Source organism: Galbibacter sp. PAP.153, from assembly GCF_037029175.1.
In the GTDB taxonomy this organism is placed as follows: Bacteria; Bacteroidota; Bacteroidia; order Flavobacteriales; family Flavobacteriaceae; genus Galbibacter; species Galbibacter pacificus.
On the sequence record NZ_JAZEUN010000013.1, the window covers coordinates 26,139 to 52,362 of the forward strand.

Sequence of the window (26,224 nt, forward strand, 5' to 3'; positions counted from 1 at the left end):
CCTTTAAATTTAATCGATTTCAACTATTTGTCAATTATTTTCACATCAAAAAAGTTATTTTTTTAAGCAATACTTACAAAAAAAGTCGGTTATGTGCTATTTCTCCTACCTAAACAGCTTGCTTTTTAAGCTTGTTTTTCCATAATCCCCTCATACAGATAGCGCAGTATTATCGCTCCTATTTCATTTTAAACTGTATTTTTGCAAAAGTTTGTGCTTGGTATTTAAAAACCAAAAACTCATAACCTTATTCAAACATATAAACTCGTATAATGAACTATTTTTCTTCTGATTTTAAATTGGGAATTTTAGGCGGTGGCCAACTTGGTAAAATGCTGCTATACGAAACTCGCAAATTTGATATTTACACGCTGGTGCTCGACCCAAGCAATGAAGCCCCCTGCAAAATTGCCTGCAACGAATTTTTTCAAGGCGATTTGATGGATTTCGATACTGTTTACCAATTTGGTAAAAAAACAGATGTACTGACCATTGAAATTGAAAACGTAAATATTGATGCCTTGGAACAATTGGAAAAAGAAGGGAAAACAGTATATCCATCGGCTAAAACGCTTAAAACCATACAAAACAAGGCCAAACAAAAACTGTTTTATGTAGACAACAACATCCCTACGGCAGACTTTACACGTTTTGCCTATCCAGACGAGATGCTTACGGCGATTAAAAACGAATCGCTTTCCTTCCCATTTGTATGGAAAAGTGCCCGCTTTGGGTACGACGGACAAGGCGTAAAGGTTATTAAAACATATTCTGATCTGGAAGGGCTGCCGAGCGCAGAATGTATTGCCGAAAAAATGATACCGTTTAAAAACGAACTGGCGGTAATTGTTTCGAGGGACCCAAAAGGAAACGTAAAAACGTATCCGGTAGTAGAAATGGAATTTCATCCGGAAGCCAACCAAGTGGAATATGTTATTTGTCCGGCACGTATTGATGAAAACGTAGCCAAAAAAGCACAATTGGTGGCTTTAAAAGTTTCGCAGGCATACCAACATGTTGGTTTATTGGCCGTGGAAATGTTCCAGACACAAAACGACGAAATTTTGGTAAACGAAGTGGCCCCGCGCCCGCACAACAGTGGCCATTACAGTATTGAAGCCAGTTATACCAATCAGTTTGAGCAGCATATCCGGGCTATTTTGGGACTTCCATTGGGAACTACCGAAAGCAAGGTTGCCGGTATTATGGTAAACCTTGTTGGTGCCGAAGATCACACAGGTCCCGTTGTTTATAAAAATATCGAGAAAATCATGGATATGGAAGGCGTTACCCCGCATATATACGGAAAACGGGAAACTCGCCCGTTTAGAAAAATGGGGCACGTTACCATTGTAAACCCCAATGTAAATGAAGCCAGAAAAACAGCCGAGCTTGTTAAGAAAAGCATTAAAGTAATTGCAGAAGATTAGATTCTTAGCCCTGGAATTTTATGTAAGGCATTGTTGGTTTAATAGTATCGATAAGTTTATTTGATAAAATCATTCCACAAACCTATAAAAATAAAAAATCCCCGCTTCGGGCTTCCATCTTCCGGCTTCTTCGTACCTTTACCGTTTTAAAACCTTCAACATAAAAGTATGGCCAAAGTAGCAGTAATTATGGGGAGCACAAGTGACCTCCCGGTTATGCAGGACGCAATAGACGTTTTAAAAGAATTAGGAGTTGAGACCATGGTAGACATAGTTTCTGCACACCGAACCCCCGAAAAAATGTACGATTTTGGTAAAAATGCCCATCTAAAAGGAATTTCGGTTATTATTGCAGGCGCTGGTGGTGCTGCACACCTTCCAGGAATGGTAGCTTCATTGTCTCCGTTGCCCGTTATCGGGGTTCCGGTAAAAAGCAGTAATTCTATAGACGGATGGGATTCTGTACTTTCTATCCTTCAGATGCCCGGCGGTGTTCCGGTAGCAACGGTAGCTTTAAACGGTGCCAAAAATGCAGGGATTTTAGCAGCACAAATTATTGGAAGCTCCAATAAGGAAATTCAGGCAACTATTGTTTCTTATAAAGAATCCCTTAAAGATAAAGTTATTAAGGGCGCACAGGAAATAAAAAAATAGGCCCGGGGATAGAGCCTATTTTTTTCTGCCAATCCTTTTTACTTCAGGTTAACGCATTACACAGCTATAATTTGAATAAGTAGGTTTGATGTGTATTTTAAATGTCTATTTTTCTATTGTTGTATTATGCCAACATTTACGACATTCCCGCCCTTGGCGGTTTTATATTTACTGCTGAATTGCCAAATAATCGATAACAGGTACAAAATAAGCGTTTAAATGAGCGATTTTGATGCAAAAACACATTGGGAAGACATCTATAAAACCAAAAAGCCTGACAAAGTAAGCTGGTTTCAAGATGTTCCAAAAACATCTATTGACTATATCGAAGCACTTCAGCTTAAAAAAAATGAAGCCGTTATAGATGTTGGCGGCGGCGATAGCTTTTTGGTTGATTATTTGTTACGGAATGGCTATACCGATATTACTGTATTGGATATTTCCAAGACCGCCTTCGACCGTGCTAAAGAAAGGCTTGGCGAGGAGCATGCAAAAAAGGTTACATGGATTGTATGTAACATTGTTGATTTTACCCCAAACAGAACATATTCCCTTTGGCACGACCGTGCTGCTTTTCATTTTTTAACCCAAGCAGAAACCATTAAAACATATGCTCGATTGGCCTGCAAAGCAATATCGGTAAACGGACACCTTATTTTGGGTGCTTTTTCTACAAACGGGCCAAAAAAATGTAGCGGCATTGCTGTACGGCAATACAACGAGGCATCATTACAAAGAGTTTTTAATAAAAATTTTAAACAAATCAATATCGGTTACCATAACCATACCACTCCCTTCAATACAACACAAAACTTTATTTTTTGCAACTTCAAGAAATGTTAATCAATTTTAAAATAGAAACCACATTCTACATAAAGTTTATTACTTTGTACTTCAGAAAAAGAAATAAAAAAATAACTTATGGCAAATTTGCTTAACAATACGTTTACAACCCCCTATAAAACAGCTCCTTTTTCAGCAATAAAAAATGAAGATTTTCTTCCGGCTATTAAAAAGGAAATTCAAAAAACCAAAGAAGAAATAAACGCAATAACTACCAATAGGGAAGCCCCAACCTTTAAAAATACGATTGAGGCGTTAGAATTTTCGGGCGAACAACTTGACAGGATTACTTCTATTTTTTACAATTTAAACAGTGCCGAAACCAATAAGGAAATTCAAAAGCTCGCACAGGAAATCTCTCCGCTTTTATCTGAATTCGGTAACGATATACGCCTCAACGAAACGCTTTTTAAAAGAGTAAAATCTGTTTGGGAACAAAAAGAAAAATTAAATCTCAACAAAGAGCAGCAAATGCTCTTGGAAAAAACCTATAAAAGTTTCTCCAGAAACGGTGCAAATCTAGCCAACGATAAAAAGGACATTTTAAGGGACATTGACAAACAACTTTCTACGCTGAGCCTTAAATTTGGAGAAAATGTGTTGGCCGAAACCAATAATTTCGAGCTTCATATTACAGAAGAAAACCAATTAAAAGGGCTTCCTGAAAGTGCGTTGGAGGCCGCTGCCGGAGAAGCCAAAGAACGTAATAAAGACGGGTGGGTCTTTACCTTAAACTACCCAAGCTATATCCCGCTTATGACCTATGCCGAAAATCGTGAGCTCCGCAAAAAAATGTCGCTTGCCTTTGGGAGCAAGTCTTTTCAAGGCAACAAATACGACAATCGGGAAATCATCAGGCAAATTGCCAATCTTCGTCAACAACGCGCCGAGTTGTTGGGCTACAAAACACATGCGCATTTTATTTTGGAAGAACGCATGGCAAAAACTCCGGAAAAAGTAACCCTCTTTCTGGAAGAATTGCTGACCAAAGCCAAACCTGCCGCCAAACGGGAATATACCCAACTCGAAAATTTTGCAAAGGAATTGGGCAGTATAGACAAACTTGAAAAATGGGACGGTGCTTTTTATACCGAAAAATTAAAACAAAAACTTTTTAACCTGGATGATGAAAAACTAAAGCCCTACTTTAAACTCGAAAACGTTATCAACGGGGTTTTTACGGTTGCAGAAAGGTTGTACGGACTTACATTTGAAGAAACTGCCGAAATAGACAAATACCATAAAGACGTAAAAACATACAAAGTACTGGACGAAAACAAAGAACTTGTTTCAATTCTGTATGCCGATTTCCATCCGCGTGGCGGAAAAAGAAACGGTGCCTGGATGACAGTTTACAAGCGACAGTATAAATTAAACGGGGAAAACTCAAGGCCACATATTTCCATTGTATGCAATTTTACCAAACCAACCGAGTCCAAACCTTCATTATTAACTTTCAATGAAGTAACTACCTTATTTCACGAATTTGGCCATGCGCTCCATGGTATGCTTGCCAACACCACATATCCGAGTTTAAGCGGAACCAGTGTGTATTGGGATTTTGTAGAACTTCCAAGTCAAGTACTGGAAAACTGGTGCTATGAAAAAGATGCCTTGGAAATTTTTGCAAAACATTACCAAACCGAAGAGATTATCCCGATGGAATATGTAGAGAAAATTAAAGAATCGGCTACTTTTATGGAAGGGATGCAAACCCTTAGGCAATTAAGCTTTGGCATGCTCGACATGAGCTGGCACGGCACAGACCCCAGTAACATTGAAAATGTAAAAAAACATGAAGATGCTGTTTTTGAAGCTACCCGATTGTACCCGGAAACTCCCGAAACCTGTATGAGCACAGCCTTTTCTCATATTTTTCAGGGCGGTTACTCGGCGGGATATTACAGCTATAAATGGGCCGAGGTTCTCGACGCCGATGCCTTTGAATATTTTAAGGAAAAAGGAATTTTTAGTAAGGAAGTTGCTACCAAATTCAAAAACAATGTGCTTTCCCAAGGGGGTATAGAAGACCCCATGGAGCTTTACAAACGCTTTAGGGGCAAAGAACCTCAACCAGATGCTTTGTTAAGAAGGGCCGGACTTATTGAAAAGAAATAATTTAAAAAAACAGACCGCTTTGCCGATAAATAGTTTTCTTATCGGCAAAGTGTATTTCAATTTTATTCCTTGACAAATTGTTTTCCCGCATTTACCCAAGCATCAAAACCACCATCCAGGTTATGGATGTTTTTAAAGCCCAGGGCCGCTAATTTTTCAGAGGCTTTAGCGCTTCTGCCACCAGCTTTACAATAAAGGTATATATTGGCATTTTTATCCAATGCACTCACCTTTTCAACAAAATCATCACTTTTCACATCTATATTGATTGCATTTTCAATATATCCTTCCCGATACTCTTTCGGGGTCCTCACGTCCAAAAGCATGTCGTTTTCAGACAATTCGTTTTTAAATTCAGTAATATCTTCGTCCTGTACTTGAGAAAAAGTAAATTGTGTAGCCATCAGCAGAAAAACTATAAATATACTTTTGTTCATGCGCTTATTTTTTAAAGTAAGTAATCATTTTCTTTTAAGCCAGTATTTTCTTAAAATGTAAAGTTACAAAAGTGATAATTAAAGTTTTTATTATATTTTTGAAAGAAATTTATTCGGCGTGCCTAAACACAAACTAAATCCTTCCAAATGGGTGGATCTATATGCAGATTACCTTTTTAACTACACCATTACCAGAGTGAACGACACCATTGTAGCCGAAGATTTAGTTCAGGAAACATTTCTGGCCGGATTAAAATCTGCTGAAAATTTTAAAGGAGATGCCGCAGAACGTACTTGGCTTATCTCTATTTTAAAACGAAAAATAATTGACCATTACCGAAAAATAAATTCAAAAAAGGGCAAAGCTGAAATTAAAATGGGCTACACCAATGCCGACGACCAAGATGGTGACTGGCTGGAAGAACGGGTGGCAGATCCATTCGATCTCAATGCAGAAGATGTTTTACAAAACGAAGAATTAGGAATTGCCATTCAGGAATGCCTTATGAAGCTTCCTAAAAAACAAGCCGATGTCTTTATAAAAAAAACAATACAGGGCATGGAGACAGAAGATATTTGTAAAGAACTGAATATCACTGCGTCTAATTTATGGGTAATAGTACATCGTGCCAGAACCGCTTTAATGGATTGTTTAGAAAATAATTGGTTTAAAAATGAGTAATAAAAAAAATATCCTTTTTGCTTCTTGCGAAGAAGCAAAGCAGATTTGCGACAAGGTGCAATATGGCGAAGCTACTTTTATAGAAAAAATGAAGCTCAACCTTAGATTGATGTGGTGCAGGGCAACCAAATCTTATACTAAAAAGAACAGGAACCTAACCCAACTCTGTAACAAAGCCGAAATAAAGACCTTAAACCCCGACAAAAAGGAAGAAATGAGAAAGAACATCAACTCCAAATGCTAAACCAAAAGCATGGCAAGCCACCACACCACCGAGATACTTTCTACAAAAAAACTGGCATAATACTTTGATCTATTTTTTGTTGCAAACAAAATAGATAAAATTATAAGTCCGCCAACCCCAAGCTCCACCAGTTGATATTTATACGCAAAATTGTACTTAAACAAGCTTAAAACGCAAAAGAATACCGCCAAAAGCGTCCCCAATAATTTTACCCAACGAACGCCCAAAACCTGTGGCAGGGTTCGTAACCATGCTTCATCTGTATTTAAATCCCTTATCTCAAACGGAATCATAATAGCAATAATATAGATAAAACGCTGCAATACTTCCACATAGGCATTAGCCTGCATGGGCATATCGTTGTTTAGAAGCGGCAGGATAACGGTAGAAACAGACCATGTTAGCCCCACAATATATATTTTTATGCCCTTTAGGCTTCTTATGTTCCTTTTTGTGGTCAATGCAGGGACTACATACAAAAATGCCAGGACTACGAGTCCGCCTGCAACAAAAAGTGTTTTATAATTAAGCCGAAAAACATAATAAGCCGCAATAATAAAACAGATGCCCCCAAAAAACTGTATGGTCTTTAAATATTTTTTATCCACAAAAAGATAGTGCTTGGCAAGCGAGCTGTACTTTATAAAGCCATATTCTACAATAGTACCAAAAAAAAGTGCATAACTTATTACTTCATCATAACCCAGACCAAAACTAAGCATTGTTATCCGCGCTAGCGCATATACCGCCAAAGCTACGTGAATGCTGGAGTCTAGGTAAAAATCAAAAATCTGTTTAAGCAGCTTCATGGTCACAAATTAACAAAAGATAATTTAATGTTTACAGCATTTAAAAACATCAGTCAACAAACCCCAAAAAAGTTCTCTGGGAACAAGTTAAAAAACAAAAAATATTTCGGTTTCTGCCCGAACGGGCTACTGGTCAAGCATTAAACTATGTTAAATCTCACTTAGCAGGTCAAAGCCAGTTCAAAAGTACTTTTTTAAACAAATAATATATGTACTTTTGCGCAAATTAAAACATTTTTAGACGGTTATAATGAAAACAGATTCTTTTGTTACCCGGCATATCGGCCCCCAAGAAGAGGATTTAAACACCATGTTCAGTACAATTGGTGTAAAAAACATAGATGAATTACTGTATGAAACCTTCCCCGACGGTATCAGGTTAAAAACCGACCTTGATCTCCCGGAAGCCATGACAGAACACGAGTATCTGGCCCATCTTAAACAATTGGCCGCAAAAAACAGTATTTTTAAAACGTACATTGGCCTTGGTTATCACGAGTCTATTACTCCTTCGGTTATAAAAAGGAACATTCTTGAAAACCCGGGCTGGTATACGGCGTATACCCCATATCAGGCCGAAATTGCTCAAGGAAGGTTAGAAGCCTTGTTAAATTTCCAGACCATGGTCTGCGATCTTACCGGAATGGAAATTGCCAATGCATCGCTTCTCGACGAAGGTACCGCCGCCGCCGAGGCTATGTCCATGCTATTTAGTGCCAGGACCCGCGGGCAAAAGAAAGACAACGTTAACAAGTTTTTTGTTTCTGATGAAGTTTTGCCGCAAACATTGTCGGTTTTAAAGTCGCATGCCATGCCTTTAGAAATAGACCTCGTTGTTGGCGACCATACTTCTTTTGATTTTTCTCAGGACTTTTTCGGTGCTTTTTTACAATACCCCGGAAAGTACGGCGCTGTTTATAATTATGTCGAATTTGTTTCTGAAGCAACTAAAAACAACATAAAAGTAGCCGTTGCTGCCGATATTTTAAGTTTGGTAAACCTCACCCCTCCCGGGGAATTTGGCGCCGAAGTCGTTGTAGGAACCACACAACGCTTTGGTATCCCTCTTGGATACGGTGGGCCGCATGCGGCATATTTTGCTACAAAAGAAGCCTACAAACGTAACCTTCCCGGAAGAATTATTGGCGTGACCAAAGATATGGACGGCAACCGCGCCCTTCGTATGGCCCTGCAAACCAGGGAACAGCACATAAAGAGAGATAAGGCCACTTCCAATATATGTACGGCACAGGTGCTTTTGGCCGTTATGGCTGGAATGTATGCAGTATATCACGGCCCTAAAGGTTTAAAATACATTGCAGATAAAGTACACAATTCTACCGTTGCACTTGCCAATACACTCGCCAAATTAGGTTACGGGCAATTAAACGAATCGTATTTTGATACTATTTTAATTAAAGCAGATGTACAACAGGTAAAAAGCATCGCCGAACTTGAGGAAGTAAACTTCTTATATATCGGTAACGATCAAGTTGCCATTTCCTTAAATGAAGCGACCACATTGGCCGATCTGAATAAAATCGTTCAGATATTTGCCGATGCCGCAGGAAAAAATACCATTTCCATTGATGCATTGATCGAAGATCGTGCCATTTTAAACGGATCTGCGCGCGTTTCTTCTTTTCTGGATAATGAAGTGTTTAACGCTTACCACTCAGAAACTGCTTTGATGCGCTACATTAAAAAACTGGAACGCAAAGACCTTGCGCTTAACCATTCCATGATTTCACTGGGCTCTTGTACCATGAAACTTAATGCCGCTTCAGAAATGCTTCCGTTAAGCTGGGACGAGTGGGGAAACATCCATCCGTTTGTTCCGGTAGAACAAGCTGCCGGATACCAAGAAGTCCTTAAAACTTTAGAAGAACAGCTTAACGTTATTACAGGATTTGCCGGAACCTCGCTTCAACCCAATTCCGGGGCGCAGGGAGAATTTGCCGGTCTTATGGTCATTCGGGCTTATCATGAATCCCGTGGCGATAATAACAGGAACATTTGTTTAATCCCGGCCTCGGCGCACGGTACCAATCCCGCTTCTGCCGTACTTGCAGGAATGAAGGTTGTTGTTACCAAAACCGACGAAAAAGGGAACATTGATGTTGAGGACCTTCGGGACAAAGCCGAAAAATACAAAGACGAACTGGCCGCTTTAATGGTTACCTACCCTTCTACGCACGGGGTATTTGAATCTTCTATTAAAGAAATTACCAAAATTATCCATGATAATGGCGGACAAGTATATATGGACGGCGCTAATATGAACGCTCAGGTAGGACTTACAAACCCGGCAACCATTGGTGCCGATGTTTGCCACCTTAACCTGCACAAAACTTTTGCCATTCCACACGGTGGCGGGGGGCCCGGCGTTGGACCCATATGTGTTGCCAGCCATTTGGTAACGTTTTTACCATCAAACCCTATAATCAAAATGGGCGGTAAAAATGCCATCGATGCTATTTCTGCTGCTCCTTGGGGAAGTTCCCTTGTTTGCTTGATTTCTTATGGCTATATAAAAATGCTCGGCGCAAAAGGCTTAAAGCAAGTTACAAGTACCGCAATTTTAAACGCAAACTATATAAAAGAAAGGCTAAACGGCTCTTATAATGTACTGTATACCGGAGAAAAAGGAAGGGCCGCCCACGAAATGATTATAGATTGCAGGCCGTTTAAAGCAAAAGGCATTGAAGTAACCGATATTGCCAAAAGATTGATAGATTATGGTTTCCATGCACCTACGGTTTCTTTCCCTGTTGCCGGTACCATGATGATCGAACCTACCGAAAGTGAAAGCTTGGCCGAATTGGATAGGTTTTGCAACGCTTTGATCTCCATTAGAAAAGAAATTGAAGCGCTTACCGAAGCCGATCAAGCCGACAATGTGCTTAAAAACGCACCGCACACCTTAAAAATGCTTACGGCTTCTACTTGGGAGTTCCCATATTCAAGAGAAAAGGCTGCTTATCCGTTGGAACACATTGCCGAAAACAAGTTTTGGCCAACCGTTAGACGTGTAGACGAAGCTTATGGAGACCGTAATTTAATGTGTACTTGTGCTCCCATTGAAGATTATATGGATGCATAATAGAAAAACCCATATACACTATATATACAAAGCCTTTCATTTATCTGAAAGGCTTTTTTCATGTTCTTTTTCTTTACTTGGCAACTAAAACGTTCTCGTTGAACGTCGTAAATTATACTATGCATGCATAATAGTAATGTTTGTATTAATTGTATCTTTGGTAAAACCAACATCTATATGCATATAAAAATAACAGGCACAGGTTGTTACATCCCTCCTGATATTACAGAAAACAGCACTTTTGCACAACATGAGTTTTTAAATGTTGATGGATCTCCTTTTCATCATCCCAATGAAGTTATAATAGAAAAGTTTAAAGCTATAACCGGTATTAAAGAAAGAAGGTACGTTCTCGACCAGCATACCACTTCCGACATTGCTTTCTTTGCTGCCGAAAAGGCCCTTGAAGATGCTCAACTGGACAAAGAAACCCTTGACTACATTATAGTGGCCCATAACTTTGGCGACATTAAAAAGGGCACCGACCAGAGCGATACTGTGCCAAGCATTGCATCAAGGGTAAAACATTCCCTTAAAATTAAAAATCCAAAATGCGTTGCTTACGACGTGCTGTTTGGTTGTCCCGGATGGATTGAGGGCGTTATCCAGGCACAGGCCTTCATTAAGGCCGGAATGGCAAAAAAATGCCTGGTCATAGGCGCAGAAACCTTATCGAGAGTGGTTGATAGCCACGACAGGGATTCCATGATCTATTCAGACGGTGCCGGTGCCACGGTTATCGAGGCTACTGCCCAAGACGGCGGCATATTATCGCACGCATCGGCTACGTATGCTCACGACGAAGCTTATTATCTGTTCTTTGGAAAATCTTATAACAAAGCCCTTACCTGTAATACCAAGTACATTAAAATGTATGGAAGAAAAATTTACGAATTTGCCGTAACCCACGTACCTGTTGCCATGAAAGAATGCCTTGATAAAAGCGGTGTTTCCATTAACCAATTAAAAAAAATATTTATTCACCAGGCCAACGAGAAAATGGACGAGGCCATCCTGCACCGTTTCTACAAATTATACCATAAAGAGGTACCAAGCGGGATCATGCCCATGAACATCCATGAGCTTGGCAACAGTTCGGTAGCAACCATACCCACTTTATTTGATTCTGTTAAAAAAGGAAATATTACCAATCAGGAACTACATAAAGGAGATGTTGTTATATTTGCAAGTGTGGGCGCGGGCATGAATATTAATGCGCTCGTTTATAAATATTAGTATGTACGAAAATAGCTTTCCGAACAAGCGCTATAAAAAAACCATTGAATTTCTAGAAGCTACCGTCCCGGCCCCGGCCAATGTATTGGACCTTGGCATTGAAAACCCGTTTAGCAAGATAATGCAGGACCGTGGTTACCACGTTGCCAATACCAAGGGCGAAGATTTGGATGTTGATTTTCGTACTGTTGAAGGCACCCATGCCGATGTAGTTACCGCATTCGAAATTTTCGAACACCTTATTGCTCCTTTTAACGCCTTAACAAAAATAAAGGGCAACAAGCTTGTTGCTTCGGTGCCGTTAAGGTTGTGGTTTGCTCCTGCATACAGAAGTAAAACCGATGCATGGGACAGGCATTACCACGAATTTGAAGATTGGCAGTTTGACTGGCTTCTTGAAAAGGCCGGATGGGAGATTAAAAAACGGGAAAAGTTTACCAACCCGGTCAAAAAAATAGGCTTTAGGCCATTGTTGCGGTCTTTTACACCACGCTATTATATAATATATGCCGAAAGGATTAAAAAGTAACGACTTTTTATAATGAACTACTATATTGTTATTCCTGCCCATAACGAAGAAAGTTTTTTAAAGCATACACTGGAAAGTATTGCATGTCAAACGCTTTTGCCCAAACGTGTGGTAGTTGTAAACGATAATTCTACCGATGCTACCGAAACCATTATAGATACTTTTGCCCAACAACACGCCTATATAACCAAGCTCAATGTAACTTCTACAAAAGAACATATGCCGGGGAGCAAGGTAGTTAATGCATTTAACAAAGGCCTGGCCGTTCTTGACGATGAATACGGTTTTTTGGTAAAGCTGGACGCCGATCTTATCCTGCCCGATACGTATTTTGAAACCATTGCCCGTATTTTCAATCAACAACCCCATGTGGGCATTGCCGGCGGCTTTGCTTATGAACAAACCAATAACGGTACATGGAAGCTCAACCATCCTATGGGGAACGACCATGTTCGTGGTGCCTTTAAGGCCTACACCAAGGACTGCTATAAAGCTATTGGCGGACTACGGTGCGCCATGGGGTGGGATACCGTAGACGAACTGCTTGCCCGTTATCATGACTTTGAAATATATACAGCTACCTCTTTAAAGGTAAAACATTTACGCCCCACCGGAGCATCTTATAACAAAAAGGCGCGTATGCTTCAGGGAAAAGCCATGTACACCATGCGGTACGGTTTTTTAATTACCGCCATTGCCTCTGGAAAAATGGCATGGAAACAAAAAAAAGTACAAATTTTTACAGATAACCTGAAAGGCTATTTTAATGCCAAAAAAGAAAAAGCCCCTTTTCTTGTTACTCAAAAAGAAGGTGCCTTTATTAGAAATTACCGTATGGAAAATATTAAAAGGAAATTTTTATAGCACACGTCCGTTCTTAACTTTATGAGTGTGCATTATTTCATTAGGAAAGCCCAACAAGGTTAAAAGACTTGCGGGGGTTTTTAACTGACTCTTTATTTAAAAGTTTCATTTTGTGCGAGGCTCTGTATGACTTCATGCCTCTTATCTATGCTAACGCTTACTTTATCTTTATTTAATTCGTGATGGGACCCCCTGCTTCCATATACACATAACCTGTTACTTTGCTTGGTATTGCTGCTATAGGCAAATGAGTGCTGTATTGAAGATAATGGCCCTGCACTATTTCGGGATGGGCACTTATTTGTTTTGCAAAAAGAAAACCACCCTAGGGGAAATAAAACCCCATAGGATGGTTTGTTCTTTTTCTAGTTCCGATTTAAACAGTATCTCCAGACGATACATCTCTAGAAGGAACTCATAAAAGACATTGCTACATATGATACACACCGCAATGCCTTTTAGTCAATAGGCAACTTCTTATAAAATCTATTCCAATACTTCTTGTATGGGCTCTCCGCTTTTTCCGCTGGTAAATTCTATACCCAATAAGGCACATATGGTACTTGCTATGTCGGGTATTTCGGTACGTTTTACGGTGGCCCCGTGTTTTATACCCTTGCCAAAGAACAGCAGGGGTGTATGGGTATCGTATGTATAACCGGAACCGTGCGTTGTGCCTGTACGGGAAGTCGATGGAATGTATCCCGGACGCAGTACAATAAGCACGTCCCCGGACCCGTTTTGGTTGTAGCCCATTTGCAGGCTGTGGGCAATGCCATGTGTAAATTCTTGATTCCTCATGGCGGTTGCGGTGTATGCTTCGGCTATGTTTTTATAGCTCTTTATTTCGTTAACTATTGCATTTTCAACCTCTGTGGACGTTAGCCCGAGCGACTTGATTACTTCTTGGTCCAGGAATATTTGTTCGTTGGACATGTTTTTTATGAGCTTATCGCTATGGAAGGTTTCGGAAAGAAATTTGTTCAAGGGGTCGTAAAATTCCTTTTTGCTGAAGTACCCCCCGGGTATTTTTAGGCTCTCCAAATAACTTGGCACCTCAACAGCGGCATGGTCGGCAGTAAGGAAAACGGTATACTCGCCCTTGCCTACTTGTTTGTCCAGATAGGCAAAGAGTCTAGCCAGGTCTTGGTCCAAACGTAAGTACGTATCTTCTGTTTCTTTGGCGCTTACGCCAAATCGGTGGCCTACGTAATCGGTTGCCGAGAAGCTTACGGCGAGAAAATCGGTTATATTGTCTTTCCCTAGTTCTTCGCCTTCTATGGCGGCTTCTGCAAAGTCTACCGTAAGGGAATTGCCATAGGGCACGCCCTTGAGGAGGTCGAATTTCCCGTTGTCGTTCCATAGTTTGGGTATGTCGTGCGGGAATACGGGTGCCTGTTCACCTTTAAACGGGCCTTCAAACTCGTTGTCGTCTGCAATGCTCTCTGTATAGGTATTGATGTCATAAAGGGTATTCCATGTTTTGTTGTATTTTTCGGCAGCATTGGACTTGTTGAACTTGGCTACCCACTTTGGCAGCTTGTCCATGTAGTAGGTACTGGTTATCCAGTGCCCCTCGTCTCCGCCCTGGAACCAGTATGCGGCATCAGCGGCGTGCCCGGCGGGCAGTATGGAGGCCCTATCCTTGAGCGATACGCCTATTACCTTGCCACGGGAAACGGTGGCGAGCTTGAGCTGGTCTGTCATGGTGCTGGATAGCATCCTTTTGGGCGACATTTTTCCGGCATCGGTGGTGGTGCCAAGAGATGCTACCGAAGCGTCTTCGGTACAGTAGACCATCCTTTCTTCTTCTTTGTCGTACCAATCGTTCCCCAGTATACCATGTATTTTTGGGGTGGTCCCGGTATATACCGAGGTGTGCCCAACGGCTGTTTTGGTGGGGATGTAGTTAAAATGGTTGTTCTTGCAGTTAAAGCCTTCGTTTACCATGCGTTTAAAACCATTGTTTCCGTATCGTTCCCAGAAACGGGGGATGTAGTCGTAGCGCATTTGGTCTACCATGATGCCTACTACGAGCTTTGGCCTTGTGTACAATTGAGTTGCTGTTTTTTCCTGGGCCTTGGCGGTAGATAAGCCAATAATTGCAAGGCCCAATAATACGTAGTTTTTCATTAGGATTATTAATTTTTGTAAAACTAGCAATTTAAAATAACGAGAAGTTTAAATATTGGTTAAAAGAGATGTAATTTTATTTTTTTACTTTAGCTGTTCTATTTGAATTACATGATTTATATTGAAAATTTTGGGCGTTATTTTATCATGCTAAAGGAAGTTTTTAGCAGGCATACAAAATGGTCCATGCTTAAAAACCTGATTTTTAAAGAAATAGACGATCTTATATACGGGTCGTTGGGTATTATTATCTTTATATCCTTTTTTATTGGCGGTGTAGTTGCCATACAGACGGCCCTGAACATAGATAACCCCTTGATACCGAAATACCTGGTAGGCTTTACCACGAGGCAGTCGGTAATCCTGGAGTTTGCGCCCACATTTACCTCTATTATCATGGCGGGAAAGGTGGGTTCTTATATTACGTCGAGTATAGGTACCATGCGGGTCACTGAACAGATAGATGCTTTGGAGGTTATGGGGGTGAACTCGTTGAATTATTTGGTGTTCCCTAAAATTGTGGCGCTCATGCTCTACCCTTTTGTAATTGCCATTGCCATGTACATGGGTATTCTTGGTGGTTGGATAGCCGCGGTTTTTGGCGGCTACAGTACCAGTGCCGAGTTCATAAAGGGATTGCAGGTAGATTTTAACACCTTTCATGTTATTTATGCGTTTACCAAAACTATTGTTTTTGCTTTTATCTTGGCAACTATCCCTTCCTTTTATGGGTATTATATGAAAGGTGGTGCACTTGAAGTGGGCAAGGCCAGTACTTCTTCGTTTGTTTGGACGAGCGTTGCCATTATTATTGCCAATTATTTACTCACACAAATGTTGTTAGGCTGATGATTATTGTTGAAGATATACATAAATCGTTTGGAGATACGGAGGTATTGAAAGGCATCTCTACGTGTTTTGACAAAGGAAAGACCAACCTTATTATCGGGCAGAGCGGCTCGGGGAAAACGGTGTTTCTAAAATGCCTGCTGGGGCTGCACCGCCCCGAACAGGGAAAGATTGTATACAATGACCGTGCCTATGCCGACATGGACGAGGACCAACGTACCGAGCTGCGGCAGGAAATGGGCATGGTTTTTCAAGGAAGTGCACTTTTTGACTCCATGACCGTTATAGAAAACGTTATGTTCCCCCTGCGGATGTTCTCCAAACTCTCTAAAAACGAAATGGCCGAACGGGCATCTATTGTACTGGAAAGGGTAAACCTGGTCGATGCCAACAACAAACTGCCTTCTGAGATATCGGGGGGGATGCAAAAGCGCGTTGCCATTGCCCGTGCCATTGTAAACAAGCCTAAATACTTGTTTTGCGACGAACCTAACTCTGGCCTCGACCCCAAAACGGCCATTGTAATAGATAATTTGATACATGAAATTACCCAAGAATACAACATTACCACCATTATTAATACGCACGATATGAACTCGGTAATGGAAATTGGCGAGAAGATTGTTTTTTTAAAAGATGGCTACAAGGAATGGGAAGGTACCAACAAAGAAATATTTAAAACCGACAACGAGGCCGTTACCAATTTTGTGTACTCGTCTGATTTGTTTAAAAAAGTACGCGATACATATTTAAAGGAAGGGAATTAGGTTTTTGTTGATAGTTGATAGGAGTCTAAAAAAAATAGCCAGAAACTTGAAACCTGAACCTCTGAACTCTCAATCCTAAACCCTCAACTCAATAAAGCAGCTTCAATTCTTTTAAATCGAACTCTTTCATTACGTTGTCTTCCATGAGCACCTTTAAACAACCATTATTTGCCACGCCCTTGATGAAGCCCATAATGAGGGTACCGTTGTTCAGCTTAAAAGTGGAAGGTTTATTTCTTCTGAAAAGGTTTTTTTCGTATGCCTTTTTTAGTTTTGAAAGCTCTCTGTTAACAATCCAGGCCTCGTATTTTTCAATGTTCTCGATGATCTTTAGCAATACTTCGTCTTTTTGATAATAGACCCCGGTAATTTTCTTTAGGGAAGAAGCATTGGTAACACCGTCGAAATTGGTTTGGTTTAAATTAAGCCCCACCCCTATTATGGAAGCACTTAATTTCCCGTTTTGTATAATGCTTTCGATTAAAATACCGCATATCTTGCTGTTGACTGACAAAATGTCGTTTGGCCATTTTATTTTTAATTGAGGGATTGTAAAATAAACCAGGGCGTCGTAAATGGCCAAAGATACGGCCATGCTTAAATAAAAAAGCTCGTCTTTATCGAGGCATTCAATTCGCTTAAAAACGCTAAACGTAAGGTTTTTCCCAGCTTCAGAAACCCATTTTGTACCCATTTGCCCCCTTCCGGCATCTTGTCTGTTTGCGGTTACAACGGTATAATCTTCGAGTTCTTTTTGTATTGCCAGCTGCCTTAAAAAGGAGTTGGTTGAATCGGTGGCATCAAGTTTGATTAAATTCATTTAAATTACTACATTAGAAATATGTAATGTTATGTTAATTTGAATAGTCAAAAAGCTAAAAAAATAATAACTTTGTGAAAATAAAAATTTTTAATGGCAAAAACGAATAGTAGCGCAGATCAATTAATAACAGTTATCTTAAAAGGGATTGAAGAGGTCAAGGGGAAAGATGTAAATATTTTGGATTTAAGAGATATTGAAAATACGGTTTGCGATTACTTCATAATCTGTAATGGTACTTCGAACACACAGGTAAACGCCATCGTAAATTCCATTCAAAAAATTGTCAGCCGAGAAATTAAAGACAAACCATGGCATGTAGAAGGTACAGAGAATGCCGAATGGGTACTGATGGATTATGTAAATGTGGTTGTTCATGTTTTTCAAAAACATATAAGAGAATATTACGACATTGAAGGATTATGGGGCGACGCAAAGCTAACCGCGATTTCGTCAAACTAAATTACCGCGCATTTAAAAACAAGGATTAAGATATTTCGAAACATTATCGGGCCTGGTATACACAAAGGCCGGACAAGAATAAAAGATTAATGGCAAAAGAGAACAGTAACAATACAAACCCAAAGAAACCTAAATTCAGTTCATATTGGATTTACGGAGCTATATTGGTTATAATTATAGGCATGCAATTTTTTTCTGGCAGTAGCGGCTGGCAAACCCCACCCGACATCACGCCCGCAAAATTGCAAGAATACCTAAAGGAAGGCGATGTAAGTAAAATACAGATTATTACCAATGCAAGGCAGGCCAAGGTATACTTGACAAAACAGGCCAAAGAAAAAGACATTCATAAAAATGCACTTAGCAAGACATTAATCCCGTCGAGCACGCAAATCCCGCAATATCAATTAAAATATGGCGATTTGCAGAATTTCGAGAACGATATCAAGAAAACCATTCACGACAACAAACTCTCTGCTTCGGTAGAATACGAGCAGGAATCGAACCTTTTCGGGGAATTGTTGTTTTCCATCCTCCCCTTTGTGCTTATCATTGGTATATGGATTTTCTTAATGCGAAGAATGTCCGGAGGTGCCGCTGGAGGTGCAGGCGGACAAATATTTAACATCGGGAAATCTAAAGCACGCCTATTTGATGAAAAAACCGATATGAAGGTAACATTTAAAGATGTTGCCGGATTGGAAGGCGCAAAAGAAGAAGTGCAGGAAATTGTAGATTTCTTGAAAAACCCCGAAAAATATACCTCATTGGGAGGTAAAATTCCAAAAGGAGCATTGTTGGTAGGGTCTCCCGGTACAGGTAAAACCTTATTGGCAAAAGCAGTTGCCGGAGAAGCAAAAGTTCCTTTCTTTTCCTTATCGGGATCGGATTTTGTTGAAATGTTTGTTGGTGTGGGAGCATCAAGGGTCCGTGATCTATTTAAACAAGCTAAAGATAAATCGCCTGCTATTATCTTTATTGATGAAATTGATGCCATTGGTAGGGCACGTGGAAAAAACAACTTTACCGGAAGCAACGACGAACGCGAAAATACCTTAAACCAGCTTTTAACCGAAATGGATGGCTTTGGCACCAATACAAATGTAATTGTCTTGGCCGCAACCAACAGGGCCGATATTCTGGACAAAGCATTGATGCGCGCCGGACGTTTTGACCGTCAAATATTTGTTGACCTTCCCGATGTGAGGGAGCGTAAAGAGATTTTTGAGGTGCACTTAAGACCTATTAAAACCGCCGAAACATTGGACTTGGAATTTTTGGCAAAACAAACCCCTGGGTTTTCCGGTGCCGATATTGCAAACGTTTGTAACGAAGCTGCTTTAATTGCTGCTAGAAATGGTAAAAAAGCTGTAGACAAACAATCGTTCCTAGATGCCGTAGATAGGATTGTTGGCGGACTTGAGAAAAAGAACAAAATTATTACGCCCGGCGAAAAGAAAACAATTGCTTTTCACGAAGCAGGCCATGCTACCGTAAGCTGGATGCTCGAGCATGCTGCACCATTGGTAAAAGTAACTATTGTTCCCCGCGGACAAAGTTTGGGAGCTGCCTGGTACCTGCCCGAAGAGAGGCTTATTGTAAGGCCCGAGCAAATGGCAGACGAAATGTGTGCTACATTAGGCGGTAGGGCTGCAGAAAAGGTAATCTTCAACAAAATATCAACCGGCGCATTAAGCGACCTGGAAAAGGTTACAAAACAAGCCAGGGCCATGGTAACCATATATGGTCTAAACGAAAAGATCGGGAACCTAACATATTACGATTCCAGCGGACAAACCGATTATAATTTCTCGAAACCATATAGCGAAGAGACAGCTCAGCTTATAGACAAAGAAATCTCTAAAATAATAGAAGAACAATATATAAGGGCCGTAAAATTATTGGAAGAAAACAAAGACAAGCTTACCGAACTGGCGGAGCATTTACTTGAAAAAGAAGTGATTTTTAAAGATGACCTTGAAAGAATTTTTGGAAAGCGCCCTTTTGAGAAAGAAGAACAAACATTACTTGAAAATAAATAATAACAAACGGGAGTAGTTTACAAAATTTACTCCCGTTTTCTTCGTTATCATTAATAATTTTATACATTTATACATCAAAAATTTGAAAAAATAAAAAATAATTCCCCCACAAAATCAGAATGAGCTTATTTAAAAAACTTTTCGGATCTAAACAAAAGAAAGAAGCGTCTGGCGCAGGAGCTGATGAAAGAGGAAAGTTTATGCCGGAAATAAAGCTTCCTACAGATGAAAAATTCACCATAAACTTCAAAAAAAATGGTGGCAAGTTTCTCTATTGCGACTCATTGGAGGAAATTCATGAATGCTTCAACAATATTTTATCAGAAAATAACTGGACAAAAGAACATATATGCTGTTTGGACCCAAAACTGAACGATCTTTTTAAGAAATACAAGTTTAGTAATTCCAACAATTGCCATAACGCCACCTTATTGCTTTCCCCATGTGAAAACCTTGTTGCAGACAATGGTGCCATTCTTATCTCGTCCAACCAAATTAAAGAAAGTAAATTAAACGACCTTCCCGACAATTTTATCATTTTTGCAACTACAAGTCAGCTGGTCGATACCATTGGCGAAGGCCTCAGGGGTATTAAAAACAAAAACAAAAATCAAATCCCCACAAACATTACGACCATTAAGCACTTCAGCATACAAGAAGAAAAAGATTTTCTTACCTACGGAAGTAGTTCAAAAAACTTATATTTGCTATTGCTGGAAGACTTGTAGGACAACCTAACAGCAATTGGACTAAAACTAAAAAACTAACAACCTTGTGAAAGAACTTTTTAAACGTGCCTTAACAGGTATTCTCTATGTTTTTTTACTGTTATCGGCCGTATTTCTAAGCAATGACGCTTTTGATTTTCTGTTTTTGATTTTTGGCATTACCTGCATTTACGAGTTTAAAAAAATTATTCGCTTAAGCGGTTATTACATATTTCTTGCGTTTCTCTCCCTATGGTGGGCATTTATCTATTTGTTGGGCGAAATCTACCAACAAACCATGTTGCGGACTGTTTTGCTCGCGGTATGCATTGCCGTGAACCTAGCATTGATCCTAAAACTGTTTTCAACTAAAAAGCTGGGCTATTCCAACCTGCAAAAATTTATTATAACTCTTTTTTATATTGGCGGCGGGTGCATCTTTTTAACAATGATCCCCTATCAAGTAGGCCATTTTGCAAAATCTTTAATTATTGGTATTTTTATATTGATCTGGGTAAACGATTCGTTTGCCTATTTGGTAGGAAAAAGTATTGGCAAGCACAAGCTCTTTCCCAGCGTTTCCCCAAAAAAAACCATTGAAGGTTTTATTGGAGGACTGGTATTTGCATTAATAGCCTCCTACTTACTATATGTTTACAGTAACGAACTAAGTATGGCACAATGGTTTATTCTTACTATTGTTGTTGTCATAACCGGCTCTATAGGAGATTTGGTAGAATCTAAATTTAAACGGCTGGCTGGCGTAAAAGATAGCGGTGCCATTTTACCCGGCCACGGGGGCTTGCTCGATAGATTGGACAGCCTTATATTTGCAGCGCCTTTTGCTTACCTAACACTTCAAATATTTTATTATGTTTCATAAAGAGGGCCATAAAATTATTATCGTTACGTTTATTTTGGTAGCCATTGGTGTAATTACGGCACAGTTTTACATTCATACATATTGGCTAAAAACGTTGATCCAGCTATCGTTATTGGCCATATTGATATTGATACTTCAGTTTTTTAGGAACCCAAAACGTTCTACCACAATTTCAGATGAAAACATTATAGCCCCTGTTGACGGAAAAGTTGTAGTAATCGAAGAAGTTTTTGAAAAAGAATACTTTAAGGAAAAGCGCATTCAGGTATCTATTTTTATGTCCCCAATAAATGTACACGTTACCCGTTATGCATTAAGCGGTATTGTAAAATACAGCAAATATCATCCTGGAAAATATTTGGTGGCGTGGCACCCAAAAGCATCCGAAGAGAACGAACGCACAACGGTGGTTATAAACAACCCGGGATATGGAGAAGTTTTATATAGGCAAATAGCCGGTGCATTGGCAAAGCGTATTGTTAATTATGCAAAAGTAGGAGAAGAAGTAATACAGGGCACCGATGCCGGGTTTATAAAGTTTGGTTCGCGTGTTGACCTTTTTCTTCCCCTAGATGCAGAGGTACAGGTTGCATTGCACCAAAAAGTTAAGGGGGGAGTTGATGTAATTGCATCCTAAAAATGAATCAAGAAAAAATAGATAAAGAATTCGAAGAAGCCGTAGAGCGCGTTAATAATTACCAAGAACTGTTTCCGGCAGATTTTTTGTTGCGCCTTTATGCTTATTATAAAAAAGCTACTCAAAATAGCGAGCCGCCAAGCAGCAGGCGCTCCATAATTAATGCGTTCAAAGCAAATGCGCTCTTTCAGGCCAGGGGTATGACCGAAAACGAAGCCAAGGAAAAATACATCAAACTAGTTAAGGAATATTTTAAGTATAAATAGTATATTTTTTACTAGAAATTTGTTTTCATCAAAATTATTTAGATATTTACCTAAATATGTAATTAATGAACCATCTTTTTAAAGCCTTAAACGATTCCACCAGGAGAGAGATATTATCTCTATTAAAAGAAAAGGATTTGAGCGCTGGTGAAATTGCCAATGAGTTCAATATTTCAAAACCTAGTATCTCGCACCATTTGGAGCTCTTAAAAAGAGCAGACCTGGTCAATAGCAAAAAGGATGGCCAATTTGTTATATACTCCATAAACACGACCATTCTAGATGACTTATTAAACTGGATACTAACTTTAAAAAACAAAACAGATGAAAACCCTTAAGATTCCCGAGTGGTGCTATTTAATTATTGTGGCAATACCATTTATCTATTTGGCAATTATATGGAACGATTTGGACGAAAAAATCCCCCTGCACTTTAATTATAAAGGTGAAATAGACCGCTGGGGAGGCAAAATACAGCTCATTGTTATTCCAATATTGTTGCCCCTGCTCACCTATTTAATCATGCTTTTTGCGCCCAAAATCGATCCTAAAAAAAGGATTGGTGAAATGGGGAATAAATACGACCGTATTAAATTTTTTCTAGTGTTGTTTATGAGTGCTTCGGCCTGCTATATAATCTATGCCGTAAAAAAAGAATCGCTAAACATAAATAGTATGTTTTTGCTTATTGGGTTTTTTATAGCTGTTTTGGGGAATTATATGCAAACCGTTAAGCCCAATTATTTTATTGGTGTAAAAACTCCATGGACACTCGAAAACGAATCTGTTTGGAAAAAAACACATGTAATGACCGGAAAATTATGGATGATTGCAGGTACCTTTGTAATCATTGCAAGTTTATTAATCCCAAAATATTTTTTTTCCAAGGTATTTATAGCCACTATTTTAACAATTGCTTTCATTCCAATAGTATATTCCTACATTATATATAAAAAACAAGCCAAAGATTAAAAGTCTTTGGCTTGTTTCTATTTAAAAATAGTAAGGTATTAATAAGAAAAAAGGAGTCTTATTTCAAACTCGCAAGGCTCTCTTTAAGGGTTTCAATTTTTGCCAAAGCATCGGCTTCTTTTTGCTTCTCCATTGCAACCACTTTGTCGGGGGCATTGTTTACAAAACGTTCATTCGACAATTTCTTTTGAACCGACCTTAAAAAGCCTTCCGTATACTTTAATTCTTCTTCAATCTTACTTATTTCCCCTTCCACATCGATAGCTCCAGCTACAGGAACAAAATATTCGTTGGATTTAACCCTAAAGGAAATAGCCCCCTCAACTTTATCATCTACATAAGAAAGCGTATCGATATTGCCCAGTTTTTGTATAATAGAATCGAACATTGTAGAAGCCTTTTCGTTATTTATTACAGAAACGGAAATCTCGTTTTTAAAAGCAATGTTTTTTTCCTTTCGGATGGTTCTAATGCCAGAAATTACCTCAGCTGCAAAATCAAATTCACCTATAATTTTCTCATCTACATTCTCAATTTCGGGCCAATGCGAAACAATTAAGGCCTCTTCGGGCTTGCGTTCTTCCATATGTTGCCAAATTTCTTCTGACAAAAACGGCATAAACGGATGCAACAACTTTAAATTGGCTTCAAACAAAGCAATTACTTCTTTGTATGTTTTAGCATCGATTGGCTGTTGGTATGCAGGTTTGATCATTTCCAATAACCAAGAACAGAAATCGTCCCAAACAAGTTTATAGGTAGCCATCAAGGCATCAGAAATCCTGTATTTGGAAAACTGGTCTTCTATATTTTTTAAAGTATGCTGAAATTTATTCTTATACCATTCAATAGCAATTGATGCATACCCTGGCTGTTCAATATTTGCAACCTCCCACCCTTTTATCAAACGGAAGGCATTCCATACCTTATTGGCAAAGTTCTTTCCTTGTTGGCAAAGTGCCTCGTCAAACAACAAATCGTTTCCGGCGGCTGAGCTCAACAGCAAGCCCACACGAACTCCATCGGCTCCAAATTCTTCAATCAACTTCAACGCATCTGGGGAATTTCCCAAAGATTTTGACATCTTTCTGCGCTGTTTATCACGCACCAAACCGGTTAAGTATACATTGCTGAAGGGTTTTTCGCCACGGAATTCGTACCCGGCAAAAATCATTCTTGCCACCCAAAAAAATAAAATATCGGGGCCGGTCACCAAATCGTTGGTTGGGTAATAGTACGAAATCTCTTTGTTTTCGGGCTCGACAATACCGTTAAAGACACTCATGGGCCATAACCAAGAAGAAAACCATGTATCCAAAGAATCTTCATCCTGTTTTAAATCGTTAACCGTTAAAGCACTTTTTCCCGATTTTTCTTTGGCTTTTAGCAATGCTTTTTCGGCATTTTCGGCAACCACAAAGTCGTTTTCGCCATCTCCGTAATAATATGCGGGTATTTGGTGCCCCCACCACAATTGCCGGGAGATATTCCAATCGCGGATGTTTTCCAGCCAATGGCGGTAGGTATTCTCGAATTTAGAAGGAAAAAGTTTAATTTCCTTATCGTCCAAGACTGCTTTTAAGGCAGGTTTTACCAACTCTTCCATTTTTAGAAACCATTGATCGGAAAGCCTTGGTTCAATTACAGCTTTGGTACGCTCGGAAGTACCTACTTTATTAAGGTGGTTTTCGGTTTTAACCAAAAAACCCTTTTCTTCCAATTCCTTGGAGATTTCCTTTCTTACCGTAAACCTATCTTTTCCTTCGTAATGAAGCCCGTTACTGTTTAGGGTGGCATCGTCGTTAAAAATATCAACAACCTCCAGATTGTGCTTGTCGCCCAGTTTTTTATCGTTTTCGTCGTGTGCAGGGGTTACTTTCAGACAACCTGTCCCAAATTCTAAATCCACATATTCATCTTCGATAATGGGAATTACGCGTCCGGCCAACGGAACAATTGCTTTTTTTCCTTTTAAGTTGCTGTAACGTTCATCGTTGGGATTGATGCAAATGGCAGTATCTCCTAAAATAGTTTCCGGGCGAGTGGTAGCAATGGTAATTTTTTCATCACTTCCTTCTATAGCATACGATATGTAATACAACAATCCTTGCCGTTCTTCGTAAATCACTTCTTCATCGGAAAGGGTCGTTTTTGCTTCTGGATCCCAGTTTACCATGCGGTAACCGCGGTAAATCAATCCTTTTTCGTACAAATCGACAAAAACCTTTATTACAGCTGCTGACATATCGCCATCCATTGTAAATTTGGTCCGGTCCCAATCGCATGAACAGCCCAGCTTTTTAAGCTGATCGAGTATCACGCCTCCATATTCATGCGTCCAGTCCCAAGCATGTTCCAAAAATTCTTCCCTGGAAAGATCGGTTTTATTAATGCCCTGTTCTTTTAGTTTGGCAACCACTTTTGCTTCGGTGGCAATAGAGGCATGATCGGTACCTGGCACCCAACAGGCATTGTACCCTTTTAAACGGGCCTTTCTTATCAAAACATCCTGAATGGTGTTGTTAAGCATGTGCCCCATATGCAATACTCCCGTGACGTTTGGCGGCGGAATTACAATGGTGTATGGCTCTCTTTCATCGGGTTCTGAATGAAAAAAATCGTGTTTCATCCAGTACTCATACCACTTGTTTTCAACCGATTTGGCATCATATTTTGATGGAATATTCATTTTCGGAACACTTTTTGGTTTAAGAATGCAAAAGTAGCTATATCCGTA

General features: G+C 39.6%; 25 protein-coding genes. 20 read left to right on the forward strand and 5 right to left on the reverse strand.

The genetic code is table 11. The features are described 5' to 3' along the window. Positions 1-272 precede the first annotated feature (272 nt). From UXI14_RS09770 to UXI14_RS09785, 4 genes are all read left to right on the forward strand, one after another. The gene (locus UXI14_RS09770) at positions 273-1,430 is read left to right on the forward strand and encodes a 5-(carboxyamino)imidazole ribonucleotide synthase (RefSeq protein WP_335965980.1); all 1,158 of its coding nucleotides are present in this window, start codon (positions 273-275) and stop codon (positions 1,428-1,430) included. Between the two features lie 168 nt (positions 1,431-1,598). Continuing rightward, a complete protein-coding gene (purE, locus tag UXI14_RS09775) occupies positions 1,599-2,084 on the forward strand; it encodes a 5-(carboxyamino)imidazole ribonucleotide mutase (RefSeq protein ID WP_335965981.1) in 486 nt (161 codons plus the stop codon). A 219-nt stretch (positions 2,085-2,303) separates the two neighbouring features. After that, on the forward strand, positions 2,304-2,927 hold the full coding sequence (locus UXI14_RS09780) for a class I SAM-dependent methyltransferase (RefSeq protein ID WP_335965982.1): 624 nt from the start codon (positions 2,304-2,306) through the stop codon (positions 2,925-2,927). A gap of 78 nt (positions 2,928-3,005) precedes the next feature. Further along, positions 3,006-5,045: a M3 family metallopeptidase gene (locus UXI14_RS09785; protein ID WP_335965983.1), complete on the forward strand. Its 2,040-nt coding sequence runs from the start codon at positions 3,006-3,008 to the stop codon at positions 5,043-5,045. Between the two features lie 62 nt (positions 5,046-5,107). On the opposite strand, the gene UXI14_RS09790 is transcribed toward UXI14_RS09785, so the two are convergent. Continuing rightward, complete coding sequence (locus UXI14_RS09790) at positions 5,108-5,482, reverse strand: rhodanese-like domain-containing protein (RefSeq protein WP_335965984.1); 375 nt, start codon at positions 5,480-5,482, stop codon at positions 5,108-5,110. Positions 5,483-5,600: 118 nt separating this feature from the next. On the opposite strand from UXI14_RS09790, the gene UXI14_RS09795 reads away from it, so the two are divergent. Both UXI14_RS09795 and UXI14_RS09800 read left to right on the forward strand, forming a co-directional pair. Then, on the forward strand, positions 5,601-6,164 hold the full coding sequence (locus UXI14_RS09795; protein WP_335965985.1) for a sigma-70 family RNA polymerase sigma factor: 564 nt from the start codon (positions 5,601-5,603) through the stop codon (positions 6,162-6,164). Further along, the gene (locus UXI14_RS09800) at positions 6,157-6,408 is read left to right on the forward strand and encodes a hypothetical protein (RefSeq protein WP_277898094.1); all 252 of its coding nucleotides are present in this window, start codon (positions 6,157-6,159) and stop codon (positions 6,406-6,408) included. Before UXI14_RS09795 ends, UXI14_RS09800 begins: the two co-directional genes overlap by 8 nt. Here UXI14_RS09800 and UXI14_RS09805 read toward each other — a convergent pair. Continuing rightward, positions 6,405-7,217, reverse strand: coding sequence for a hypothetical protein (locus UXI14_RS09805; protein ID WP_335965986.1), 813 nt, complete (start codon positions 7,215-7,217; stop codon positions 6,405-6,407). The two genes, UXI14_RS09800 and UXI14_RS09805, sit on opposite strands and share 4 nt — an antisense overlap. A gap of 250 nt (positions 7,218-7,467) precedes the next feature. Here UXI14_RS09805 and gcvP point away from each other — a divergent pair, with 250 nt between their 5' ends. From gcvP to UXI14_RS09825, 4 genes are all read left to right on the forward strand, one after another. Further along, complete coding sequence (gene gcvP / locus UXI14_RS09810; protein ID WP_335965987.1) at positions 7,468-10,320, forward strand: aminomethyl-transferring glycine dehydrogenase; 2,853 nt, start codon at positions 7,468-7,470, stop codon at positions 10,318-10,320. Positions 10,321-10,497: 177 nt separating this feature from the next. Next, the gene (locus UXI14_RS09815) at positions 10,498-11,556 is read left to right on the forward strand and encodes a ketoacyl-ACP synthase III (RefSeq protein ID WP_335965989.1); all 1,059 of its coding nucleotides are present in this window, start codon (positions 10,498-10,500) and stop codon (positions 11,554-11,556) included. A gap of 1 nt (position 11,557) precedes the next feature. After that, positions 11,558-12,085, forward strand: a complete 528-nt coding sequence (locus UXI14_RS09820; protein WP_277898090.1) for a methyltransferase — start codon at positions 11,558-11,560, stop codon at positions 12,083-12,085. A 12-nt stretch (positions 12,086-12,097) separates the two neighbouring features. Continuing rightward, on the forward strand, positions 12,098-12,949 hold the full coding sequence (locus UXI14_RS09825) for a glycosyltransferase family A protein (RefSeq protein ID WP_335965991.1): 852 nt from the start codon (positions 12,098-12,100) through the stop codon (positions 12,947-12,949). Positions 12,950-13,435: 486 nt separating this feature from the next. Here UXI14_RS09825 and pafA read toward each other — a convergent pair whose 3' ends face one another. Further along, the gene (gene pafA / locus UXI14_RS09830; RefSeq protein ID WP_335965992.1) at positions 13,436-15,082 is read right to left on the reverse strand and encodes an alkaline phosphatase PafA; all 1,647 of its coding nucleotides are present in this window, start codon (positions 15,080-15,082) and stop codon (positions 13,436-13,438) included. Positions 15,083-15,193: 111 nt separating this feature from the next. Between pafA and UXI14_RS09835 the strand changes: the two genes are divergently transcribed. Both UXI14_RS09835 and UXI14_RS09840 read left to right on the forward strand, forming a co-directional pair. Next, positions 15,194-15,931 (forward strand): ABC transporter permease, encoded by a 738-nt coding sequence (locus UXI14_RS09835; RefSeq protein WP_277898087.1) that lies wholly within the window; start codon positions 15,194-15,196, stop codon positions 15,929-15,931. After that, positions 15,931-16,698, forward strand: a complete 768-nt coding sequence (locus UXI14_RS09840; RefSeq protein ID WP_277898086.1) for an ATP-binding cassette domain-containing protein — start codon at positions 15,931-15,933, stop codon at positions 16,696-16,698. Before UXI14_RS09835 ends, UXI14_RS09840 begins: the two co-directional genes overlap by 1 nt. An 88-nt stretch (positions 16,699-16,786) precedes the next feature. Here the strand turns inward: UXI14_RS09840 and UXI14_RS09845 are convergent, their stop codons facing one another. After that, a complete protein-coding gene (locus UXI14_RS09845) occupies positions 16,787-17,518 on the reverse strand; it encodes a biotin--[acetyl-CoA-carboxylase] ligase (RefSeq protein ID WP_335965993.1) in 732 nt (243 codons plus the stop codon). Between the two features lie 93 nt (positions 17,519-17,611). Here UXI14_RS09845 and rsfS point away from each other — a divergent pair, with 93 nt between their 5' ends. From rsfS to UXI14_RS09885, 8 genes are all read left to right on the forward strand, one after another. Next, a complete protein-coding gene (gene rsfS / locus UXI14_RS09850; RefSeq protein ID WP_277898084.1) occupies positions 17,612-17,980 on the forward strand; it encodes a ribosome silencing factor in 369 nt (122 codons plus the stop codon). 89 nt (positions 17,981-18,069) lie between these two features. Then, positions 18,070-20,022 (forward strand): ATP-dependent zinc metalloprotease FtsH, encoded by a 1,953-nt coding sequence (gene ftsH / locus UXI14_RS09855; RefSeq protein ID WP_277898083.1) that lies wholly within the window; start codon positions 18,070-18,072, stop codon positions 20,020-20,022. 119 nt (positions 20,023-20,141) lie between these two features. After that, entirely contained in the window at positions 20,142-20,750 is a 609-nt protein-coding gene (locus tag UXI14_RS09860; RefSeq protein ID WP_335965995.1) for an LUD domain-containing protein, read from the forward strand. 46 nt (positions 20,751-20,796) lie between these two features. Continuing rightward, positions 20,797-21,612: a phosphatidate cytidylyltransferase gene (locus UXI14_RS09865; protein WP_335965997.1), complete on the forward strand. Its 816-nt coding sequence runs from the start codon at positions 20,797-20,799 to the stop codon at positions 21,610-21,612. Then, positions 21,602-22,249 (forward strand): phosphatidylserine decarboxylase family protein, encoded by a 648-nt coding sequence (locus UXI14_RS09870; protein ID WP_335965998.1) that lies wholly within the window; start codon positions 21,602-21,604, stop codon positions 22,247-22,249. Before UXI14_RS09865 ends, UXI14_RS09870 begins: the two co-directional genes overlap by 11 nt. Before the next feature lie 2 nt (positions 22,250-22,251). Next, positions 22,252-22,515: an acyl-CoA-binding protein gene (locus UXI14_RS09875; RefSeq protein WP_277898079.1), complete on the forward strand. Its 264-nt coding sequence runs from the start codon at positions 22,252-22,254 to the stop codon at positions 22,513-22,515. Between the two features lie 65 nt (positions 22,516-22,580). Continuing rightward, complete coding sequence (locus UXI14_RS09880) at positions 22,581-22,853, forward strand: autorepressor SdpR family transcription factor (protein WP_335965999.1); 273 nt, start codon at positions 22,581-22,583, stop codon at positions 22,851-22,853. Beyond that, positions 22,840-23,487 carry an SdpI family protein gene (locus UXI14_RS09885; protein ID WP_335966000.1) on the forward strand — a complete coding sequence of 216 codons (648 nt, stop codon included), beginning with the start codon at positions 22,840-22,842 and terminating at the stop codon, positions 23,485-23,487. Before UXI14_RS09880 ends, UXI14_RS09885 begins: the two co-directional genes overlap by 14 nt. A 58-nt stretch (positions 23,488-23,545) precedes the next feature. Here the strand turns inward: UXI14_RS09885 and UXI14_RS09890 are convergent, their stop codons facing one another. Beyond that, positions 23,546-26,176 (reverse strand): valine--tRNA ligase, encoded by a 2,631-nt coding sequence (locus tag UXI14_RS09890; protein ID WP_335966001.1) that lies wholly within the window; start codon positions 26,174-26,176, stop codon positions 23,546-23,548. Positions 26,177-26,224: the final 48 nt, after the last annotated feature.

Coding starts and splice junctions, on each gene's coding strand:
- UXI14_RS09770 (WP_335965980.1), top strand. CDS start 273: ATGAACTATTTTTCTTCTGATTTTAAATTGGGAATTTTAGGCGGTGGC.
- purE (WP_335965981.1), top strand. CDS start 1,599: ATGGCCAAAGTAGCAGTAATTATGGGGAGCACAAGTGACCTCCCGGTT.
- UXI14_RS09780 (WP_335965982.1), top strand. CDS start 2,304: ATGAGCGATTTTGATGCAAAAACACATTGGGAAGACATCTATAAAACC.
- UXI14_RS09785 (WP_335965983.1), top strand. CDS start 3,006: ATGGCAAATTTGCTTAACAATACGTTTACAACCCCCTATAAAACAGCT.
- UXI14_RS09790 (WP_335965984.1), bottom strand. CDS start 5,482: ATGAACAAAAGTATATTTATAGTTTTTCTGCTGATGGCTACACAATTT.
- UXI14_RS09800 (WP_277898094.1), top strand. CDS start 6,157: ATGAGTAATAAAAAAAATATCCTTTTTGCTTCTTGCGAAGAAGCAAAG.
- UXI14_RS09805 (WP_335965986.1), bottom strand. CDS start 7,217: ATGAAGCTGCTTAAACAGATTTTTGATTTTTACCTAGACTCCAGCATT.
- gcvP (WP_335965987.1), top strand. CDS start 7,468: ATGAAAACAGATTCTTTTGTTACCCGGCATATCGGCCCCCAAGAAGAG.
- UXI14_RS09815 (WP_335965989.1), top strand. CDS start 10,498: ATGCATATAAAAATAACAGGCACAGGTTGTTACATCCCTCCTGATATT.
- UXI14_RS09820 (WP_277898090.1), top strand. CDS start 11,558: ATGTACGAAAATAGCTTTCCGAACAAGCGCTATAAAAAAACCATTGAA.
- UXI14_RS09825 (WP_335965991.1), top strand. CDS start 12,098: ATGAACTACTATATTGTTATTCCTGCCCATAACGAAGAAAGTTTTTTA.
- pafA (WP_335965992.1), bottom strand. CDS start 15,082: ATGAAAAACTACGTATTATTGGGCCTTGCAATTATTGGCTTATCTACC.
- UXI14_RS09835 (WP_277898087.1), top strand. CDS start 15,194: ATGATTTATATTGAAAATTTTGGGCGTTATTTTATCATGCTAAAGGAA.
- UXI14_RS09840 (WP_277898086.1), top strand. CDS start 15,931: ATGATTATTGTTGAAGATATACATAAATCGTTTGGAGATACGGAGGTA.
- UXI14_RS09845 (WP_335965993.1), bottom strand. CDS start 17,518: ATGAATTTAATCAAACTTGATGCCACCGATTCAACCAACTCCTTTTTA.
- rsfS (WP_277898084.1), top strand. CDS start 17,612: ATGGCAAAAACGAATAGTAGCGCAGATCAATTAATAACAGTTATCTTA.
- ftsH (WP_277898083.1), top strand. CDS start 18,070: ATGGCAAAAGAGAACAGTAACAATACAAACCCAAAGAAACCTAAATTC.
- UXI14_RS09860 (WP_335965995.1), top strand. CDS start 20,142: ATGAGCTTATTTAAAAAACTTTTCGGATCTAAACAAAAGAAAGAAGCG.
- UXI14_RS09870 (WP_335965998.1), top strand. CDS start 21,602: ATGTTTCATAAAGAGGGCCATAAAATTATTATCGTTACGTTTATTTTG.
- UXI14_RS09875 (WP_277898079.1), top strand. CDS start 22,252: ATGAATCAAGAAAAAATAGATAAAGAATTCGAAGAAGCCGTAGAGCGC.
- UXI14_RS09880 (WP_335965999.1), top strand. CDS start 22,581: ATGAACCATCTTTTTAAAGCCTTAAACGATTCCACCAGGAGAGAGATA.
- UXI14_RS09885 (WP_335966000.1), top strand. CDS start 22,840: ATGAAAACCCTTAAGATTCCCGAGTGGTGCTATTTAATTATTGTGGCA.
- UXI14_RS09890 (WP_335966001.1), bottom strand. CDS start 26,176: ATGAATATTCCATCAAAATATGATGCCAAATCGGTTGAAAACAAGTGG.